This window comes from Nostoc sp. T09 (genome assembly GCF_002154695.1).
GTDB lineage: Bacteria > Cyanobacteriota > Cyanobacteriia > Cyanobacteriales > Nostocaceae > Aulosira.
Genome location: NZ_MTAV01000002.1, coordinates 267705 through 288953 on the forward strand (window position 1 = coordinate 267705; position 21249 = coordinate 288953).

14 protein-coding genes are annotated in these 21249 nt (G+C 43.8%); 8 read left to right on the forward strand and 6 right to left on the reverse strand.

Annotated elements, in window-relative coordinates:
* Nucleotides 1-51: 51 nt before the first annotated feature.
* Together BV372_RS01535 and BV372_RS01540 are read left to right on the forward strand one after the other, a co-directional pair.
* Nucleotides 52-2409 carry an adenylate/guanylate cyclase domain-containing protein gene (locus BV372_RS01535; RefSeq protein WP_086682158.1) on the forward strand — a complete coding sequence of 786 codons (2358 nt, stop codon included), beginning with the start codon at nt 52-54 and terminating at the stop codon, nt 2407-2409.
* A 124-nt stretch (nt 2410-2533) separates the two neighbouring features.
* Nucleotides 2534-3205 carry a Uma2 family endonuclease gene (locus BV372_RS01540; RefSeq protein WP_086682160.1) on the forward strand — a complete coding sequence of 224 codons (672 nt, stop codon included), beginning with the start codon at nt 2534-2536 and terminating at the stop codon, nt 3203-3205.
* Nucleotides 3206-3261: 56 nt separating this feature from the next.
* Here the strand turns inward: BV372_RS01540 and BV372_RS35850 are convergent, their stop codons facing one another.
* From BV372_RS35850 to BV372_RS01560, 4 genes are all read right to left on the reverse strand, one after another.
* Nucleotides 3262-3423 carry a hypothetical protein gene (locus BV372_RS35850; protein ID WP_179197939.1) on the reverse strand — a complete coding sequence of 54 codons (162 nt, stop codon included), beginning with the start codon at nt 3421-3423 and terminating at the stop codon, nt 3262-3264.
* A gap of 291 nt (nt 3424-3714) precedes the next feature.
* Entirely contained in the window at nt 3715-7074 is a 3360-nt protein-coding gene (locus tag BV372_RS01550; protein ID WP_086682162.1) for a tetratricopeptide repeat protein, read from the reverse strand.
* Nucleotides 7075-7156: 82 nt separating this feature from the next.
* Nucleotides 7157-7483 (reverse strand): hypothetical protein, encoded by a 327-nt coding sequence (locus tag BV372_RS01555; protein ID WP_086682165.1) that lies wholly within the window; start codon nt 7481-7483, stop codon nt 7157-7159.
* A gap of 190 nt (nt 7484-7673) precedes the next feature.
* Entirely contained in the window at nt 7674-8282 is a 609-nt protein-coding gene (locus BV372_RS01560; RefSeq protein WP_373270733.1) for a YdcF family protein, read from the reverse strand.
* Nucleotides 8283-8683: 401 nt separating this feature from the next.
* On the opposite strand from BV372_RS01560, the gene ctpB reads away from it, so the two are divergent.
* The 3 genes from ctpB to BV372_RS01575 all read left to right on the forward strand — a co-directional run bounded on the left by ctpB (nt 8684) and on the right by BV372_RS01575 (nt 12051).
* A complete protein-coding gene (gene ctpB / locus BV372_RS01565) occupies nt 8684-10021 on the forward strand; it encodes a carboxyl-terminal processing protease CtpB (RefSeq protein ID WP_086682170.1) in 1338 nt (445 codons plus the stop codon).
* A 197-nt stretch (nt 10022-10218) separates the two neighbouring features.
* Nucleotides 10219-11187, forward strand: coding sequence for a glycosyltransferase family 2 protein (locus BV372_RS01570; RefSeq protein WP_086682173.1), 969 nt, complete (start codon nt 10219-10221; stop codon nt 11185-11187).
* A 168-nt stretch (nt 11188-11355) separates the two neighbouring features.
* The gene (locus BV372_RS01575; RefSeq protein ID WP_086682176.1) at nt 11356-12051 is read left to right on the forward strand and encodes a response regulator transcription factor; all 696 of its coding nucleotides are present in this window, start codon (nt 11356-11358) and stop codon (nt 12049-12051) included.
* A 240-nt stretch (nt 12052-12291) separates the two neighbouring features.
* Here BV372_RS01575 and BV372_RS34945 read toward each other — a convergent pair whose 3' ends face one another.
* Both BV372_RS34945 and BV372_RS01580 read right to left on the reverse strand, forming a co-directional pair.
* A complete protein-coding gene (locus BV372_RS34945) occupies nt 12292-12492 on the reverse strand; it encodes a hypothetical protein (protein ID WP_143844930.1) in 201 nt (66 codons plus the stop codon).
* Between the two features lie 532 nt (nt 12493-13024).
* The gene (locus BV372_RS01580; RefSeq protein ID WP_086682179.1) at nt 13025-13306 is read right to left on the reverse strand and encodes an Npun_R1517 family heterocyst differentiation transcriptional regulator; all 282 of its coding nucleotides are present in this window, start codon (nt 13304-13306) and stop codon (nt 13025-13027) included.
* Between the two features lie 1257 nt (nt 13307-14563).
* Here BV372_RS01580 and BV372_RS01585 point away from each other — a divergent pair.
* The 3 genes from BV372_RS01585 to BV372_RS01600 all read left to right on the forward strand — a co-directional run bounded on the left by BV372_RS01585 (nt 14564) and on the right by BV372_RS01600 (nt 21142).
* A complete protein-coding gene (locus tag BV372_RS01585; protein WP_086682182.1) occupies nt 14564-14923 on the forward strand; it encodes an NAD(P)H-quinone oxidoreductase subunit M in 360 nt (119 codons plus the stop codon).
* Nucleotides 14924-15852: 929 nt separating this feature from the next.
* A complete protein-coding gene (locus BV372_RS01590) occupies nt 15853-18129 on the forward strand; it encodes a PP2C family serine/threonine-protein phosphatase (RefSeq protein WP_086682185.1) in 2277 nt (758 codons plus the stop codon).
* 841 nt (nt 18130-18970) lie between these two features.
* On the forward strand, nt 18971-21142 hold the full coding sequence (locus tag BV372_RS01600; RefSeq protein ID WP_086682188.1) for a caspase family protein: 2172 nt from the start codon (nt 18971-18973) through the stop codon (nt 21140-21142).
* Nucleotides 21143-21249: the final 107 nt, after the last annotated feature.

Below are 21249 nucleotides of genomic sequence, written 5' to 3' on the forward strand. Positions count from 1 at the left end.
TCACCTGGAGGATGCTTGCTGGTGCGAAATTACGCATCTAGCTATCAAGTTATGTCTACAAAAATGCCGCTACGAGTCATTTTTATTTTATCTACACTACTCCAGGTGCTTACGGCTGTAGGATTAACCGGATATTTCTCCTTTCGTAATGGACAAAAGGCAGTAAACGAGGTGGCCACCGAACTCCGGGATGAGGTGGCTGCACGAGTTAAGGAGCGATTGCTACTCTATGTAGAAACGCCCCATCTGATCAATCGGCTGAATGCCAATGCCTTTGAGTTAGGACAGTTAGATACTCAAAATACCCAGTATAAGCAGAAGTATTTCTGGCAGCAGATCCGTACCTTTCCAGTGATCACCTACAACTTTTACGGTAGCGTTACAGGAGAATATTTAGGAGCAAGACGCTTAGCGACTGGTGATTTGCAGGTAATGGAACGCAATCAGTCTACAGGATACAACCAGTACTTTGCTACCAATGGACAGGGCGATCGCACCAGTCTGATCCAAGCTCTCCCTAATTTTGATGCCCGACAACGGCCTTGGTACAAGCAGGCTGTTGCGGCAGGTAAACCGACATGGAGTACAATCTATCGCGACTTTAGTACAGGAGGGCTGGCAATTACAGCAGCTCAACCTGTCTATGACAAGCAAGGGAAACTCAAGGGTGTCCTGGGGAGTGATTTTATTTTTTCCCAGGTGAATACATTTCTGCAAAGCCTCAAGATTGGCACATCCGGTCAAACGTTCATTATGGAACGTTCTGGAATGCTGGTTGCCACATCTACGCCCGATCCAACCTACCAAATTACCACTAAGCAGACGCAACGGATTAAAGCTTCTGAAAGTCAAAATTATCTACTCCAGCAGAGTGCTAAACATTTACAGCAAAGGTTCGGCAATTTTACACAAATTCACAACAGCCAACCACTAGACTTTAATATCCAGGGAGAACGGCAATTTCTCCAGGTGACGCCATTACAGGATGGCAGAGGGTTGGATTGGTTGATTGTGGTTGTTATGCCAGAAGCGGATTTCATGGAGCGCATTCAGGCAAATACTCGGATCACGGTGATGCTGTGCCTGCTGTCGCTGATCGTTGCAACGGTGCTAGGACTGCAAACATCTCTTTGGATTGTTAAGCCGATTCAGCGTTTGAATACCGCAGCTAAAGAACTAGCAGATGGATGCTGGGAGCAAAAGCTAGTAATAGAAGGATCTGATGAGATTGGGGAACTGGCTGAGTCGTTCACCTGCATGGCGCAACAATTAAAAGAATTGTTTGAAACTCTAGAGCAAAAGGTACGCGATCGCACCCAGTCACTTGCCAAAATCAACGGAGAACTAAAAAACAGAAATGCGCTGATTCGCCAAGTCTTTGGGCGCTACCTCAGTGATGAGATTGTCAGTAATCTCCTAGAAAATCCTCTGGGGCTAGAGTTGGGCGGGACGCGACGTAAAATCACCATCCTGATCTCCGATCTGCGCGGCTTCACTGCTACAGCCGAACGGCTATCTCCAGAGCAAGTGATCGCCATCCTCAACTTTTACCTGGAATATATGGCAGATGTAATTACCCACTACGAAGGTACAATCGATGAGTTCATGGGGGATGGGATTCTGACCTTATTTGGTGCGCCCACCGTCAGAGCAAACGACACTGAACGGGCTGTTGCCTGTGCGATCGCCATGCAACAGGCAATGATTCCCGTCAACCAGCAGATGCAAGAATGGGGCTTCCCCGAATTGGAGATGGGCATTGGCATTCATACAGGTGAGGTTGTTGTCGGCAACATCGGCTCAGAAAAACGGACAAAGTATGGTGTCGTCGGCAGCCACATCAACCTCGCCTACCGCATTGAAGCGTGCAGCGTCGGCGGACAAATTATTATCTCGGAAGATGTGTTGTCTGAAGTGCGGGACATCGTGCAGGTAGATGCACAACAAAAGGTGCAGATGAAGGGAGTCAAAGATCCCATTAACCTTTATGAAATTAGCGGCATTGCAGGAGAGCATAACTTATTCCTCTCGAAATCAGAAGAACAATTCCTAGATTTGCCAGAGCCGATTTTACTCCAGTACGTCACCTTAGAAAGCAAGCACGTAGGCGATCGCTGGTATGACGCAGAGATCATCCAACTCTCCTGTCGGGAAGCCCTAATTCAGCACCATAACCTTGACGGAGAATTGCCAGCCCCTTTGACGAATTTGAAGCTGATTCTGCTGAATAACAATCTGCCCCAAGAAGCCGGCGAAGATATCTATGCCAAAGTATTGGAAAAATCGGCACCAGAGGGCAGCTTCTACATCCGCTTTACAGGCCTTCCCCCATCTGTGCGGACGATGCTCGATCATCTCTACGATGCGATTTCTCTGGAGTTGAAAAGGCAGTTAGAAACCGCATTGTAGGGTGGGCATTGCCCACCGGCTCCGGGTTTTGATGGCCATTGCTAAGATGAACTGCGAATTCCATTCGCCCGGACTTCAGTAAGCAGCACTATGATCAAAGTACGAGATAAACGCTAATCAGATCATGCTACAGTACGATCCACTAGGCTGCTTACCCGACGCTGAGGATTTGCTCGGTGACGATACCCCTTTTAATCAGCTAGAACATTTGATTTGTCGTTTATTAGAAGCCACACTAGCTATGGTATGGGCAGACCGGATGGACTGGTTCTTTGGCGTTGATATGGGGATTTATTACGATCCCGATCAGCCGGCAATCGCACCAGATGGGTTTTTGAGCTTGGGTATTGAACGAATTATTGATGAAAATCTGCGTTTAGCTTATCTTCTTTGGGAAGAACAGCGCGTACCAATTATGGCATTGGAGGTGATTTCTCATCAACCAGGCGGGGAATACAACACCAAGAGAAAAATTTATACTCAATTAGAAGTCTTATATTATGTCATTTATAGTCCTCATCGGCAGAGAAAACGCACTTTAGAAGTGTATCGCTTGGTTGATGGCAAGTATCAATTACAGCTAGGAAATCCTGTTTGGCTTCCGGAAATAGGATTAGGGATTGGTAGTGAAATCGGGACATATCAAGGCATTACCCGCGAGTGGCTTTACTGGTATAACGAGCAAGGTAAGCGATTATTAGCACCAGAAGAACGAGTGCAACAAGCAGAACAACGCGCTCAATTGCTAGCAGAACGTCTGAGATCGCTTGGTGTAGATTCAGATTCTTTGGTTTAGAATCTGCTTCGGGCTGAATTGCGGCAGATGCAAGCTAGGATAACCAAAGTACGAGTCTAAAAAACTGGTGAATGAGTATTAAAGACTCGCCGACGAGTATCAAAGACTCGCTCACGAGTATTAAAGACTCTCGCACGAGTATTAAAGACTCGCCGACGAGTATCAAACACTCTCGCACGAGTATCAAAGACTCCCCGACGAGTATTAAAGACTCTCACACGAGTATCAAAGACTCTCGCACGAGTATTAAAGACTCTCGCGCGAGTATTAAAGACTCGCTCACGAGTATTAAAGACTCTCGCGCGAGTATTAAAGGCTGATTAATGGAGTTAAAAGCCTCATTAATGAGCATCAAAGACTGGTGGACGTGTTAGCTTAAAGCAAAATCGGCGATCGCACCCAGCACAATCGAGTTGAATTATAACTGTCATTGCGAGCGAAGCGAAGCAATCCCAGCCCTCGCGATTGCTTCACTGCACTTCGTTTCGTTCGCAATGACAAATTACGAATTACGAATTACGAATTAAATCTTGTACTCTCACTACCATTTGCCTAACTGCTTCAGCATTAGGAGATTGGATACGCTGCAATATCTCCAAGGCTAGCTGCCAATAATCAAGTACTTGATTGTAATTACCCTGTTGTCCTGCTATATGCCCTAACCACCATAATGTCATAGCCTTGGTTTGGACATTGCCGATTTGTTCAGTGATAGCTAGGGATTCTTGAAAAAGGGCGATCGCAGCTTCGATTTCGCCACTATTGGCTTTGAGCCTTCCTATTTCATGCAGCATTGCCGCCTTGCCATAAACATCGTTGATTTGTTCAGCGATAGCAAAGGACTGTTTATAAAAGGTGATAGCTTCATTGATTTCTCCTATAGTGACTTTGAGTATTCCCATTTGGTACAAAGTCGCTGCTTTACGTCGAATATCGTCTATTTGTTCACACAGAGCAAGGGATTGTTTATATAGCGCAAGGGCTTCGGTGATTTCCCCGCGATTGGCTTTGAGCATTCCCATTTGGTACAAAGTCGCCGCTTTGCCTTGGACATCGCCGATTTGTTCAATGATAGCCAGGGATTGTTGATATAGAGTGATCGCTTCGGTGATTTCCCCGCGATTGGCTTTGAGTTTCCCCAGTTCGTGCACCGTCGCCGCTTTGCCTTGGACATTGCCTGTTTGTTCATCGATAGCCAGGACTTGTTGAAAAAGAGCGATCGCTTCGGTGATTTCCCCGCGATTGGCTTTGAGCATTCCCAGACAGTGCAACGTCGACGCTTTGCCTTGGACATCGCCGATTTGTTCAAAGATAGCCAGGGATTGTTGATATAGAGTGATCGCTTCGGTGATTTCCCCGCGATTGGCTTTGAGTATCCCTAAATAGTAACTAATTGATGCTTGTTCTTTTTTATCTTCTGGGGGACAAAGATTTAACGCTTGTTGATAATGCTTGAGTGCTAGATCAACTTCACCAACTTGGCTCTCACAATAACCCATCTCCTTGAGAACGCGATAGTCTTCAGTAATTTCTAAGGTTGATTTGCACAGTTGCACTGCTTCCCTAAATCGACTTTGATGCAACCAGCGATTTGCTAAACTGCTGGCTATGTCGGCTGCTTTTTTTTCTTTCTTCCCCAATAACGCCAACCGATGAATTTCTAGCTTTTGTTCCTCAATTGCGGTTTCCGCCTCTTCCCACCAAAGGGGATACAACACCTCAGCCGCTTGCTTATACAAAGCTTCCCTATCTCCCGCTAACTGCACAGGCAAAATACGCGGCACTCGCAAAGCCTCATCATGGCTGACTTCCAACAACCCCAAGGCGACTGCCCGACTAATATAATGTGACAAATTGGGGATACTCTCACAAACTGCGGCTAACGCTTCCCTCGGTACTGGTAATTCAAACACCAAACCCCGTGACAACATCTCCCGCATTGTTTCATCCATCTGTTGCAACAGCGCCTCTGCCAAAACTTGCTCTCGCAACTCCACCGGATCTGCTGCTAACCTCTGCAAAATTGCCGCTTGATCAACTGTTGTATTTTGCAGAATCTTATCCAACCATTCCAGCAAGCGGGGATTCCCATCCGCCAACCTCTGCGCCTGTAACTTCAACACCTCATCAACCTGAGATTTGTCACCAAAAGCTGTGAGGCGATTAAACTTTTTTCGCAAATCTGCACCTTGCAGCGCATCCAACGGCTGCTTGTAGAAATACTGCAACTGGGTAAATTCAAAATCGTAACGGCAAGTAATAATGATGCGGTGGGAAGTGTAATTTTCTCTAATCGCCCAAACTACAGCTTTCAACATCTCGGCTGCTTCTGCTTGCAACACATAACTCTCATTGCGTGGTTCTAAATTCACTTCAAAGTCATCCAGCACCAACAAAAACGACTTTCCACCCTCATGCAACTGCTGAAAAACTCGCCGCAGCCGAAACCTCAATTCTTCATCGTAATTTTGTAAGCTTTTGCGTTGTTCGTTATCATCCAACTTTTCCGCCAAGCGACTCACTAAACTAGCTTCATCAATGTGTCCCACCCAGACAACACGCTCAAAAGTCGGCAGTCTGTCGCACAGCCTAGCTGCTAAACTACTTTTACCCAAACCGCCCATGCCATGAATTAACACTCCAATTTCATCGGTTGATTGCGTCAGCACCCTTAAACAATTTTGCAACTGACGGCGACGACCAACAAAACTTTCCCGTGTCGGGACTTTCACCTTACCCGCAGGATCTAAAAACTGGGTAGTCACAGAAGGCGGTGGTGCTGGTTTGCGTCCACGAGTCCGCAAGGGTGTGACGAGTGAACTTGGTAAATCACCTGCTGCATACAGCCGCAATAAATGCCAATCCCGCGCTTTGTTCTTAATTAATGCTTGGTAGGTACTAGCAACAGCCTCAGTTATTTGTTTCCCCGCCGACAATTCTCGATATAACGCCGCCGCCGCAGCCGTCGCCTCTGGATCTAATACCTTTTGTCCCCAACCTAAAACCGCCTTCGCACCAGCTTTCAGCAATTCTTCCGCCATTGAAGGTACATCACCGCCATTACCAGCTTGCCCAGTGCGACAACCAGAGAGGAAAATCAGTTTAGGCAGTCGAAATTGTAATTCTTGGGCGATATCTTCCGCACTGGCATAGTAAGCTTCACCTGTTGCCGTTTCTGTAATAAAGCGCGGTTGCCCATCTTGTAAAGTAGCATGACCAGTCAGGTGTAAAACATCAAAATAATCCCTGTCGTAACTATCGACTAAATAACCCAACTCCGACAAACAGCCGCTTTCTTCCACTGTCAATGCTAAAGGTTGCCGCGCCGTCGCTATTAAAATCCGCCCTTCCTCCGCCTCAAAATCCAGCACAGGTGAGACATCCAAGGGTGAAGTCGCCATAAACAAAACTTGCAACGCCCGGTTTTCTGGTTCTCCCTCAACAGTCAATTTTTTTACCGTGCTATCCGACAGCCACCGCACCGGAACCACCGCCGGTACACGCTGCACCAGGAAACTACTACCATCGTGCAGCACTTCCCAAGGCAGATGGGCGAGTTTTTCTGCTGCTGCGTTAGCGGAGCTTAACGAAGTTATCGCTAACACCACCCCTTCCCGCCGATACTTATCTAGTAAGGATTGCAGATTGCGATCTCTCCCATCCAACCAGTTATACAACCGCCGCCCAGTTACCGTATAATCCTCTGGTAACGACGAAACGTAATAATCTCGCTCCGCCAACTCAATCAAATCAGCGACTTCTGCTAAAGGAAGCGATCGCTTCTGATACTCATTTGGATTATCAATAAAGTAACGTAGCTCTACGTAATTCCCATCAACTGGCTTGAGGTCGAGGTGGAGGGTTTGCACGTTCTTGCTCTAGAACTTTAAGACTTCAGTATTTTCTGCAAGTCTATCACCCTCGATTCCAAAGACGCGATCAATCGCGTCTCTACGATTCTAAAATTTGGCGAATTTCCTCTAACGTCGCATCCTTCAACAGCAATCGCCTACCATTTCGCCCTACAATCAACACCTTTTCAATTCTTTTACCAGACTTTTTGGCTTGATACTCTTGATACCACTTGCGGATTTGTTCAGCAATTGCGATCGCACCCCCAACAATCCCTACAATAGTTGCAACTGTTGTAACTACTGGCTCTCGTTCCTGTGTTTCTGAACTCACTGCATAGTCGCCTGATATACCAGGAATCGCCAAAAGCGCCTCTGTTGCTGCGATCGCATCTTCACCCTCAATCGCCAACTGAATTTCTGCCATAGATCTACCTACAACTATCTTCAGGGTTATTTTAAGCAATATGCGATCGCCATTTCTCCGACTTTCTGCGATTCATTAAACCTCTTACATAGGTAAATTTCATCTGCGTACCCTGCGGGAAGCCATCTATATCGGCGGTTAATTCTTCATTACTTCGGACTTCTCCGCGTCTTTGCGTCCCTAAATTCCCCTATCTCTCTAACTTCCCCTGATGTTCACATTTAAAACCGTGACTTTGCCAAGCTTGCATATCTACATCTGCAAGTCGTGTCACTTTCGAGCATTGTGGCTGAATAATTTGGCTTAAACCCGCCCATATCAAGCTCCGAGTTACATCCAATCCAGTTTTCAGCCAATATTCATGATTGGCGGGAATACCTTGCTCTTGAACAATATCTGGCTCTACCCAAATGCCATTAGCTCCCAAGATAATCTGCGCCATCCATTTAGCTCTAGGTAAGTGTGTTGGCGAAGTAATTAGTTTTACTTTATGTACTCCCCAGCGCCGCAGAATGGGAATACTATAGTAAAAATTTCCCCAAGTAGAATTTGCACAGTTTTCTAACCAAATATTTTGTAACTCAGTATTTTCTCTTTGAAATATGAGCCATACACATGGGTCTGGAGAACCATGAGAAATTAAAATTGGGATACTAGGGTATTTTTTAGCTTCTTTGGCTACGTATATTTCTCGGCGGATACTACCACCAAGCACAAACAAAGCGTCTACTGGCTGGGAAGATACTGAAACTAGGGTTATAGTGGTACAGACCAGCCAAATCCCAAGGATAACGCACATCCCACAGGCTATTTTTTGTATCAAGTGCCACAGTTTCCTGAGTTTTCTCCTATGGGAATCTGTTGATTTCATGGAACCATTACGTTTCATTACACAGTTACGAAAAGCTTGGTTAGTTAGTGTTTAAAATACCAGCAACTAAGCTAGCAAAGTGCTATCTTATAAAAGTAATCAAGGGTGTAAAGTTGACACATATAAAAGTGTCATATTCGCCTAGATGATTATCCCGGAGAAAGCTAGCAAACAGAGAAATGATTGTTAAAAAGTAAAGCTGTATTTTCAGTATCATTTCTAATTGAAATGATTAAAAAGTAAAGCTTAACTTGAGTATAAAAACTTAAAAATTTCTGGAAATCCTGATTGCTAAACTGTCAACAACACAATTATTCCAGCTGATATACATGAACCAATCTGCGAAACGTTACTCACCGCTCCAAGTAGCCTTGATTGGTGGAGCGATCGCCACGACAGCCACTGTATCTGTATTTGGTCCCGCTTGGACTCGCTGCGTTCGTGCTGCCCTACAAGATAGCCCGAAAGCAATAGTAGACCAAGTATGGCAATTGGTGAATCGTGAATATGTTGATGGTAAATTTAATCAACAAGATTGGCAAGCTACTAGACAGAGCCTTTTAAGTAAAAACTATGCTTCTCGGGAAGACGCTTATGTCGCAATTCGCGAAGCTTTAAAAACTTTGAACGATCCATACACTAGGTTTATGGACCCCAAACAGTATGAAGCTTTAACCAGCCAAACTTCAGGAGAAGTTTCTGGGATTGGCATTCGCATGGAATTGAACGACAAAACCAAGCGGCTGACTGTTGTGGAAGCTATAGAAAATTCCCCAGCACTCAAAGCAGGTATTAAAGCAGGCGATGAGATTTTGGCTATTGATGGTAAACCCACTCAACAAATGAAAGTGGATGATGCCTCCAAATTGATTCGCGGCAAAGCTGGTACTGCTTTGACTTTGCGGCTGGGACGGACAGGGCAGAGTGTTTTTGATCTAAAGCTAACCCGGGCTACTATTGAAGTTCCAACAGTGCGTTATACCCTCAAGCAAGAAGGTAACCGCCGCGTTGGCTATATTCGGTTACGAGAGTTTAGTTCCCATGCTGGCGAGCAAATGCGTCGAGCTATCCGCGATTTGAACAGTAAGCAAGTTAACGCTTATGTCTTAGATTTGCGAGGCAATCCTGGCGGTTTGTTGCAAGCAAGCATTGAAATTGCGCGGATGTGGCTGGATAACGGTGGCATTGTCCGTACAGTAGATCGTCAGGGAGGAACTGAGGACACTAAAGCTAATCGCACTGCCTTGACTAATCTCCCCTTAGCAGTATTGGTAGATGGTAATTCAGCTAGTGCTAGCGAGATCTTAACAGGAGCACTCAAAGATAATAAGCGGGCAGTAGTTGTTGGTAGTCAAACTTTTGGTAAAGCCTTAGTGCAGTCAGTTCATGAACTCACAGACGGTTCTGGTTTGGCAGTCACCATTGCTCACTATTACACGCCTAAAGGAACTGATATTAACCATAAAGGAATTACACCTGATATCAAGCAAGAATTAACAGAAGCCCAAGAGCGTCAGCTAGCATCTAATCCAGATTTAGTTGGCACGAAAAACGATCCGCAATATGCGCGCGCAATTACAGCGCTCTCTAATACTAACTTCGCTCAACCCCCAGCCAGTCAACCGACTGGAGCCATGAGCGTTCGTGCTAGAGACTTAAAATTATAGGGGATAGGCTCTCTGGATAATTGCTACACAAATGCGAATTAAGGAATTGAGTAATTGATTACGCTACTCAATTTCTTCCTAAGATCTATTTGCTGGTAATCTAGGTTTTGAGATTTTGGCAAACTGCCTATCTTAACTGATTTTAAGACTTTGGATTGGGAATACTAGTTAGTAATCCCATCCCAAAATTTTAATTTATGAATCATTCACCAGTTGATGCAACCACCGCCCAAAGCTTTTTGCCTAAGGTGTCGGTGGTTGTACCTATTTATAATGGTGAGGCAGATTTACCAGATTTAATCTCTTGTTTGTTGTCTCAAACTTATCCTCAAGACCGGGTAGAGTATTTGCTGGTAGATAATAACAGCAGCGATCGCACTCTGACTTTCCTCAAAACAGCTGCGGAACTTTCCCCCCTCGCCATTCGCCCTTTGAGTGAAAATCAAATTCAAAGCTCCTATGCAGCCCGTAACACTGGCATTCGCTCTGCCACAGGTGAAATAATCGCTTTTACTGATGCTGATTGCCGTCCGCAGCCACAGTGGCTAGAATCATTAATTCAACCTTTTATCAACCTGGACGTAGTAATTGTTGTAGGTGAAATTACAGCGCTACCAGGTAAAAGTATTTTAGAACAACACGCCGACCGCCAAGAAACTCTATCACAAAAGCATACTCTTTCCCATCGCTTCTGTGCTTATGGTCAAACTGCTAATTTAGCCATTCGCCGTCTCGCTTTGGAAAAAGTCGGTTTGTTTCGCCCCTATCTTACTACTGGGGGTGATGCAGATATTTGTTGGCGAATTCTGATGGCAAAAATCGGCAAATTAGAATTTGCTTTAAATGCAGTAGTCGAACATCGCCACCGCACTACACTTAAGGAACTTCAAAGTCAGTGGCGGCGCTATGGGCGTTCAAATCGCTACCTGCATGAACTGTACGGTGTGGAGTTAATGCCAGGGCTGACACGTAAGGAATATTATCATCGCTTAGTACGCTGGTTAGTAAAAGAAATACCAAAAAATATTTTCAAGGCGATCGCAGGTAAAGCTACCTTTGTAGACTTTTTAAGTACTCCTATAGGCTTATTTACAGCAAAAGCCCGTTACTTAGGTCAAAGTGAAGCCAAACTACCAGAAAAAGCCCAGATCATTGATTGGTTATAGAAATTTTTTATTAGTCAAGCCTGAAGAGTCAATTGTCAATAGTTATTTCTTTTTTGTCTTTCTTGTTTCCCTCCTCCCTGTAACCTTGTCCTTTTATTTACGCTCCTAGTGTCCAATGCTTGCCAACTTTCGCTAAATTGGAAAAAGGTAGACTCAAGGAAATTTTAAATGTCAGCACAATTGTTATTGGTAGATGATGAACCGGGATTGCGGGAAGCCGTAAAAGACTATTTGCAAGAAAGCGGTTTCAGCGTTCAAGTCGCCAGTAACGCCCGTGAAGGCTGGGATTTGATGCAGCAGAATACGCCTGACTTAGTGATTTCTGACATCATGATGCCTCAGGTGGACGGCTATCAGTTCCTGAAACAACTACGAGAAGACCCTCGTTTCCAAGCACTTCCTGTAGTATTTTTAACTGCTAAGGGGATGACAGGCGATCGCATCCAAGGTTATCAAGCTGGTGTTGATGCTTACTTACCCAAACCCTTCGATCCAGATGAACTAATTGCCATAGTAGAAAACTTACTTTCCCGACGCATGGCTAAACCTCAAGCTACAGGTGAAGATACTGAAACACCTGATATAGCTGAACTAGCCAATCAGATTGCCCAAATAAAGGCGTTGTTAACTCAAAGAAGCGCCATCTCTCAATCACCAGCACCTTTTAAAATTGACTTAACCCCCAGAGAACAAAGTGTTTTAAATTTGGTAGCTGAAGGGTTGATGAATAAAGAAATCGCCCGGCGCTTAGAGACCAGCGTCCGTAATGTCGAAAAGTACGTTAGCCGTTTGTTTAGCAAAACTGGTACAAATAGCCGCACAGAGTTGGTTCGTTTTGCCTTAGAACATGGTCTTGCTAAATAGCTGTTATCAAAATGCGTACATAAGGATAGATGGAAAAGGCAGAAAACAAGCACAAAGACCAGAATTAAGGGGATAAGGGAGAAAAAGAGGAAAAAGGGAAATAACTCATGCCCTATGACGGCAGTTGCTCCACTTGGGGACATCCCAAGACTCTTACGGGTAAGGCTCCTTCTCCCAAGGGAAGACGCTACGCGAACGTTGCTAACGCCAGTCACGTGCGGAGGAGCCACTGTGTTGGTGTTAGCGTAGCGGTAGCGACGTAGGAGCGTCGGCAGTCCGATCTTGCGGGTTTCCCGCAAGATCGGACTGCCAAAAGGGTTCCCCGACTTGTTCGCTGGAGGCGTTCCCCAAGGGTAGCAAGTGGCGTTGGAAACCCTCCCCGAAGTTGCCACAATGCGGGGAACCCCCGTAAGGCACTTCTCTTTGCAGTGCTGGACTCACTGCACTGCCTCCCCATGCCAATCTACATTATCCTAAAAAAATTAATTCAACCCTGACGATTTAGCCAAAATTATCTTATACGTATGCCAGTTGTGAGGGCGGAATGTAACTTCAAGCTCGCAAAATACTACATTCAACAATTGCGATCGCTCAACAGAGGAGTGATAATTCAGCAATTTTGGCAATGTTTAGACTATATCAAGCAGATTATCGCTCGCAAGTACTTCGCCAACTTGAAGTAACACCCTGATTAAATGTATCCCCAGAACTAGAATTTTTGAAAAACTATAACCGCCCTGGTGAGGAAGGCATAACTGCATTAGTAGGCACCCAAGTATTTCCGTAGTGCAAAGGGTGAGGGCTACTGTGACGCTTTCTTCGGCTTTTTTGAGGAGAGAATCAGCTCCAAGCCTAGGTTTTAGATTACACAAGCCAACTCAATAAATGTTAGAGCAAACGACAAATTACATATAGAAAATTTACCATTTGATGCTCAATTCACAACTTGCCACTACTTAATTAATACAGATAATTATTGACTATTGTCGGCAAAGTTACGTAAGCGCATTAACTGACGTCGCATTTGCGGTGAAGCTTTGAACTCAGAAATTTCCTGAGCTTTGACCGACGCTTGCAGCGTCTCCAAAAAGTCATCAGACCCTTCGGTTAAAGCATCTAATAGTACCTGTAACAGTTGCTCGCGATCGCCCAATAGACTCTTTTCCTCAATTAAACGGAATTTGAGATGGATTTCGCACTCATAAACACCTACTTCAATATTATTTATCTGGCGGGGTAAGGCTTTGGAGTTCATAGATTTGAGGATTCCTTTACTTGGTGGTCATGAAGTTTAGGAGTTAAATCTCCAGCAAAATTCTTTATATTTTCTTGTGAATCCAAAGTGTTTGAATTAAGAATTATTCTTTATTCATCACATTTGTATTCCATTTCACTCTCCTCTCGTTTTTTGCCAATTCATACTTTACACTGCTTAGGCTGTAATGTCCCTGCGCCAGAGGTGTGCAGGTAAGCCATAACTATTATTCAGTTTTTAAGATTCTATACAATAAAGTTTCTGTAAGAACTTGTTCGAGCTTTTTAAAGGTTTTTACATCAACTTTATCTTAACGTCAACAACAGTTTGGGATTTTACTGAAAATTTAGTATTTTTACGTAAGTGATCACACTAAATTTCTGCTTTTTGATGAAAGTCTAAGGTAGTTGTACCATAACTACGTAAATCTACTAGATATACATTTTTTTCATCCTAAAATTTTAGGAGACGTTAAGCAGCAAAGTCGTTAAAGGTTGATTTTTGATCTGAATCAAAATTATAGACACTGAAATACGCTGATTACAGCCTATTACAAAGTGACAAAATTGAAGCAGTCAGAGCCAAGAGTAGTAGATAACTGATCCACTATCAAGTCGGCAGAGCCACAAAAGTGGTTCCCGAAGAAATCCTACTACCTTGGATCAGCTTCTCTGGGAAATGCTATGTGAACGCCAGTCACCTGGTTCGAGAAAAGCTCCCGAAGTTACCACAACGCAGCGGTACTTCCTACCCTAAGATTTCTCCTTTGGAGTACAAGTGTGACGACCGAACAGAGCGCCTTGAAAACCCGTGCTAGGCACTTCTGTTGGCAGTAGTAGGCTCACCGCCAGCCTGTGATAGCAGCAGCGGTGGCATGAGGCAGGAGACTGATGAAATTAGCAATATCCCTTTTGCCTGCTTGCACTAAATACCCACCCTGATGCCTAATCAATCTAACGAGTGCAAACAGCTTGACAGTATTGTTTGAATATGGTTAAGTTACCGCTACAGTAAACTTGTAGTCCCTTCAGAAATGAAAACAACCTACCCCATCATTTTCAATAGAGGAAATTTCATCTGCGCTTCCTAGTTGAACAAACCTCCCTTGCTTTAGTTATGAGCAGTTGCTGATTGACGTACAAGCTTTTTGCGTATGCCTGCTTAATAGGTATGATTCCTTGTCATTGCGGGCATTTAAGCTCAGGCATAACGTCTACAATGATTTCAGTGTAGTCAACCCAAATCTTACACCTTTTTATGGACAACCCGATGCTGCTCAAGTCTACAACTCGGCATATTCGCATTTTTGCGGCAGAAATTGACCGGGATGGTGACCTGGTTCCCAGTAATCAGGTCTTAACCTTAGATGTTGATCCAGACAATGAATTCACCTGGAATGAAGATGCCCTGCAAAAGATCTATCACAAGTTTGATGAACTAGTAGAAGCATCTAGTGGCGCAGATTTAACAGACTACAATTTACGCCGTGTTGGTTCCGACTTAGAGCATTATTTGCGATCGCTCTTGCAAAAAGGCGAAATCAGCTACAATCTCCAAAGCCGTGTCACCAACTACAGTATGGGAGTTCCACAAGTAGCCGTTGATAATCAACAGTAAAGTTAAGAGCTACCTCTAAGTTTTGGTATCTCTGAGCTTCCTAGGGGCATTCTCCAAACTACCCCTAGGAATTCTGAACAAACACAAGAAACAGGATAGGACGCAAGGAAGTGTTTATTCTGTTTGTTTTTGCGTTTTAGTGCTGAAGCATTCAAAATATTAGCAATTAATTTCTGAGCCTTGAATACACTATTATCTGTTTGGTATAGCTGGGCACAATTATTGAATTTACTCAAGTTATCTTAGTTTAAAGTAATTATAATTTTTACTAATCTAACTTTTCTAGGGTGAATGTGGGCGCATTCAGCAAAAAATTCGATGAACGGAAGTTTTGGCAGCATTAAATCAAAGATTAATGACCTACAACAACTCAGTTTGAGTTTTGAAAAAATGTCCTAAGCCTCAACCTCCCTTATTGGCTGTTCCCCGTTCCTTGTTAACAGTTCCCTACCGCTACAAGTAAGTTCAAAAATCGAATAGGCGTACTTTACATATTTCGCAAACTTTAAGCATTGATTAGTTGATTTATTTAGTTATCTTAATTCTTAATTAAAGTTAATTGTTACCTAGTAACTTATAAACTATAGGAATATCAGCATAATTTACCTGTTTTTGATGAAGTAATTCAACAAAAGTAAACAGTACAGTTATGCTGGGGTTAAGCTTTGGTGACAGGGTTAAAGTTAGCTGTGTTGACGATGGAGAGACATAGAGCAATAGAGGCTATGATGAGGCTGTAGGGTTGACTGAGGAGTAAATTATTTGGATAAGTAGATCGTAGATTCAATAAGTATTAGCACCTGCTGCTATCCACCAGCTAAAATCATTGATCCAAAGTTGGATATGTCAGGTTCAAAAACATGAGCGGTTTAGATTGCCGCTGCCAATGCTGTTGAAGAAATTGCCAATTGCTGATCGGTGAAAAAACTATGGAAAATGATGCGGCAACGCTCTACTGCCCAAATGATCTTTGTCAATCTCCCAACCCCCTAAGCCACAAATTTTGCTTGCGGTGCTCTACACCCCTACCCAAGCGCTATCTTTGGGCTGAAGGAGAAGGCTTGAGTGTTGCCGCCCCTGGGGAGATATTAGCCGATCGCTATTTAGTAATCGATAGATCTATCGTTTTAGATATCAGGCCTGGTTTAGTACCCCAATCGCCTGAATTAGAGAGTTTATCGACAATTAAACCTTATTTGCGGCTCATACCTTATCGATTACACGTACCGCAGGTATATGGAGTTATACCGCCCATAGACGGGCGCTTCCACCAAGAAATATTACTCTTAGAAAAACCGCCACTGCTTAACGATGGTACAGTCCCACAAGTGCAACTTTGCCCCGATTTAATTACAGCTTGGCGTGATGCTAGCTCAATGCGCCAACTCCACTGGCTGTGGCAGTTAGCGAATCTCTGGCAACCACTGTTAAGTGAAGGTGTGGCAGTTAGCTTACTCGAATCAGATTTAATCAGGGTAGAAGGTCCGTTAGTACGTTTGTTAGAATTGCATTCTGACTCCACAGCAGCGCCCACCTTGCCCCAATTAGGTGAATTTTGGGGGCAGTTGCACAAGGATGCTAAACCAGCCATAGCTGAATTTATTCACAAAATCACTAGTTCTTTAATTCAGGCAGAAATCAATTCGTCTGAACAACTAATTGCAGTCTTAGATCAAGGACTAGCTCAATTAGGGCGATCGCAAACGCTCACCATCAAAATTTTTACCAAAACTGACACAGGCCCCAGCCGCCAACGCAATGAAGATGCCTGTTATCCCCCTAGTGGGACTTTAGTGAGTAAACCACCGCAAGCCACAGCCTTAGCTATTGTCTGCGACGGCATTGGTGGGCACGAAGGCGGCAATGTGGCATCAAATTTAGCGATTGAAACAATTCAACAGCAGGTACAGCAACTTACAAAAGTTCCTGCCGATCACATAGATCCTTCACTGCTACTCTCTGACTTAGAATCGGCTGTAGCAATTGTGAATGATAAAATCAGCCAGCGCAACGACAGCGAAAATCGCCAAGGGCGTCAACGCATGGGAACAACTTTGGTAATGGCGTTGCCAATTGCCCACGAAATGTACATTACCCATGTTGGTGATAGTCGTGCCTATTGGATTACGCGTCACGGTTGTTATCAAGTTACTCTCGACGATGATGTTGCCTCCCGCGAAGTCAGGTTAGGCTATGCCGTCTATCGCGAAGCAGTACAACAGAGTGGTTCTGGCTCTCTTGTACAAGCTTTAGGGATGAGTCCTAGTACTTCGCTACATCCCACCTCCCAACGGTTTATTCTCGATGAAGATGCTGTTTTCCTACTCACATCCGATGGCTTAAGCGATTTTGACCGTGTAGAGGATTATTGGGAAACAGAAATATTGCCAATTCTGAAAGCGGAAACAGATGTTGCAAATGCTGCGGAAAAATTAGTAGAAATCGCTAATACCAAAAATGGTCATGATAATGTCACCATCGCTTTAGTACACTATCAGGTCAAATACATTGAACCAGAGTCCAGCCTCACAGCAGTCATTCCCGAAAGTCTCCCCACGCAAGCTACTGATACATCTCCCAGAACAACACAACAGACTCTTTTAACCAACTCCAATGCTAAAACGCAAGTCATTCCAGAAAATAAGCAGCGTCCCCGCGCTCAACTACCGTTACAGTTTATAGTCCCATTACTCATAGTGGCTGCTGCTGCTGGTATTGGCTACTGGTTTAAGGAACAGCAATCGCAAGTAGCTACAGTTCAAAATACCCCCAGTCCAACTACAACTGTGCAGCCAACTCCTGATAAATCGCCAATAAAGCGATCACTTAACAATATCGATATTGGGTGGGTGATTAAAACCACGGTTGCAATACCCCTAGACAACAAGCTGAACAACAAGGAATCATTATCGCCTGGCACTTTTTTAGAAGTTACCAATAAACAATCGAACTCCGAATCAGATTCTGGGAGCTTTTCTGTAAATTTGAAGCTCTGCTCACAGAAAAATACACCCACTCAATCAAAGGCGAATAACGCTGATGTTTCTAAGTCTTCGCAGGAAATTATATTGTCCGACGCTCAACTTAAAAAGTATAAGGTTTTCGTCTTACCAGCAAACCAACCAAATCCATGTGTCTCAACCACGCCAGACCCAGTAACCCAAACGCCTGCGACGAGTACACAACCTGAAGATAATCAACCCTAATACAGGTCATTATAAATAGTTTTAGGGTGGAATCTCACTGTAATAAGGTTGATTTAGCTCCTCGAATTTTTGAAAAATTTGGGAATTTGGGCAGCAATTTTTTCTCTGTTACTTTGAAGTCAAAATCGTAAAGATTTTGTCAGTTTTAACTATTAATAAAACCGTGCAAAAAAGTCAATATATTCTATTTTTATGAACTGACGACAGTAATAATAATTAAAAATTTGACAATTTGGCTAAGAAAAATTTCGGTTACTATATCTATAAATTCCATTAGACAATGCTCAGTTGTATGTTGAAACCACTCCTCACGCTTTGGTGAATTGGAGCTACTTCACCGCTGGAAATGAGAATTTCACAACATTTTCGCTTTGAAGTTGTTTGAAAATGCTTTCTGCTGTTGATAGACTTAGCCAAAGACTTTTACCTGGGTTGGTGCGAAATTTACAGTAGGTAGAGCGATTAAAGCATTTATCAGTAGGGACGATTGTATAAGCTGGGCTATAAGTAATAAACCGAGAATTATTTATATAGCATAAAGCAAGAGAAGAATGAAGAGTGCTGACCTCCTAAAGGGTGAGGCTAAAAGTACAAAGCCTGCCGATCCAGGCTTCAAAACCCGTAACATTTTATTACTGTAATCAGCCCGGAATGGTGACTAGCTAAATTGTATAAGTAGTCGTGATAATTTAAGTATTAACCACAATCAGAAGTGAAAAATGTCCATTACATGCAATGTCCAAATCACCATCGCCTTAAAGATTCTGATTTAGTAGTCGGCAAGAGTTAGAAGCAGCAATTGAGGCAGCCCAAAAATTTGTAGCAGGATAGGGAATCTCAGATGGCTAAGGTAGCGTTGTTGATTGGGGTTAGTGAATATGAGCCAGGGTTGAGCCCGTTACCAGCTGCGGTGAAAGATGTCGATGGAATGTACCAAGCGCTAGTACACCCAGAAATAGGTGGCTTTGCCAAAGCAGATATTGAGGTGCTTCAAAATCCCCAACGTCAAGAGATGGAAGAAGCAATTGAGAATCTGTTTACAGGTCGTCAGCGCGATGATCTTTTACTGTTGTTCTTCTCAGGTCATGGCATTAAGGATGATACTGGCAGGCTTTACCTCGCAACGCGCACCACTCGCAAAACTCTCAAAGGAGATTTAATCCGCTCATCCGCAGTTGCAGCCAGTTTTGTACATGAAAGTATGAGCCGCAGCCGTTCTAAGCGACAAGTAGTGATACTGGACAGTTGCTTTAGTGGCGCTTTTGCTGAGGGTTTGTTAGCCAAGGATGATGGTACTGTCAATATCCGTGAGCAATTAGGAGGTGAAGGGCGGGCTGTTCTCACTTCATCCAGTTCAACACAATATTCCTTTGAGCAAGAAGGGTCAGACCTTTCAATTTATACCCGTTATTTAATTGAAGGAATTACAACTGGGGTCGCAGACTTAGATGATGATGGAGTTGTCTCCATCGACGAGTTGCATGAATATGCCAGCAGAAAAGTCAGACAAATACAGCCAGCAATGAAGCCTGAAATTTATGCGATAAGAGAAGGCTTTAAGATTCGGCTCACAAAAGTTCCGCCAGGTGATCCCAAAAAGAAATATCACAAAGAGGTAGCGCGATACATTAAACGTGGCGAAATTTCTTTTGTCGGTCGCCAGACTCTAGAGGTTCTAAGAATTCGCTTGGGGCTTTCTGAGGTGGAAGCAACTGCAATTGAAGATGAGACTTTAGTAGTTGCTCGCCAGGAATTTAGAGAGAAGTTACAGCAATATGAGCGAGCCTTTACTAACGCACTTCAGCAGGAAGTAACGCCTAGTGAAGAAGATTTAAATGAACTACGACAGAATCTTCAGCAAATTTTAGGGCTGAGGAATGAGGATACAATGCTAATTGAAGCGCAGGTTAAGGCACAAATTGAAGCCTACAAGCAACACTTGCAACAGTATGAGCATGTATTGGCTGAAGCAATACAACGAGAGTCTCCTCTGAGCCAAAATACTTGTTATCGGTTGCAGCAGATGCAACAGCAATGGCTGCTCACCGAGCAGGACATAGCTAAGATTTCAAGGAGTGTTACAGCTGACATAGAGGCATATCGACAAAAATTGCAGCAGTATGAACAGGTATTGATCAGTGCAACACAGCAAGAATACCCTTTGAGTATAAAGCAGCGCAATCAACTACGGCAGCAACAGCAAGACTTAGGCCTTAAGGATCAAGATATTGCTCCAATTGAAACCCGAATTACATCTGACATAGAGGCACATCGACAAAAATTGCAGCAGTATGAGCAGGTTGTGAGTCAAGCTATTCAGCATGAATACCCACTTAGAGACGAGGTTCGTGGAGAGTTAAGACGATTTCAAAACGTTTTGGGACTGGAAGATGAAGACGTAGTACAAATTGAAGAAATAGTTGTTCGGCAATTTAGGTCGTTTCAACAGACAGTGCTACCACCACAGCCGCCAGTATCTCCAACCGAGTTTGCACCATTGGCTGCTAAAACGCGAGTAATTCCAGAAAATAAGCAGCGTGGTAGCATTGCTAGACTACCGCTACAGTTTATAGTTCCATTAATTTTAGTTGCTGCTGCTGCTATTGGATACTGGTTTAAGGAACAGCAATCGCAAGTAGCAACAGTTCAAAATCCCCCCAGTCCAACTACAACTGTGCAGCCAACTCCTGAGAATTCACCCACAAAAAGAACTATTGATAACATCAATACTGGGTGGGTGATTCAAACTACAGCCGCAATACCCCTAGCTAACAAAGAATCGTTAGCTCCTAGAAATTTTTTGCAAGTTATTGAAACAAAACCAAATCCTCAATCTGCTAATCAGGAATTTTTGGTGGAACTACAGGAATGTCCTAATAAAGACGCGTCCACTCCAGTAAAGGACGATTCTCCAAACGTACAGCAACCAAAGAGAATTGAATTCTCCCAGGCCCAGCTGAAAAAGTTTAAGGTTTCTGTCTTACAAGCAGGTCAAGCCAGCCCATGCGATTAAGTCTCACCACCAGTTAACCAAACGCCTGCACCAACTCCACAAGCTGAAGGTAATCCAACTTAGTGTAATACTCCATAAACTGGTAAAACCTGAAATAATACAGGTAG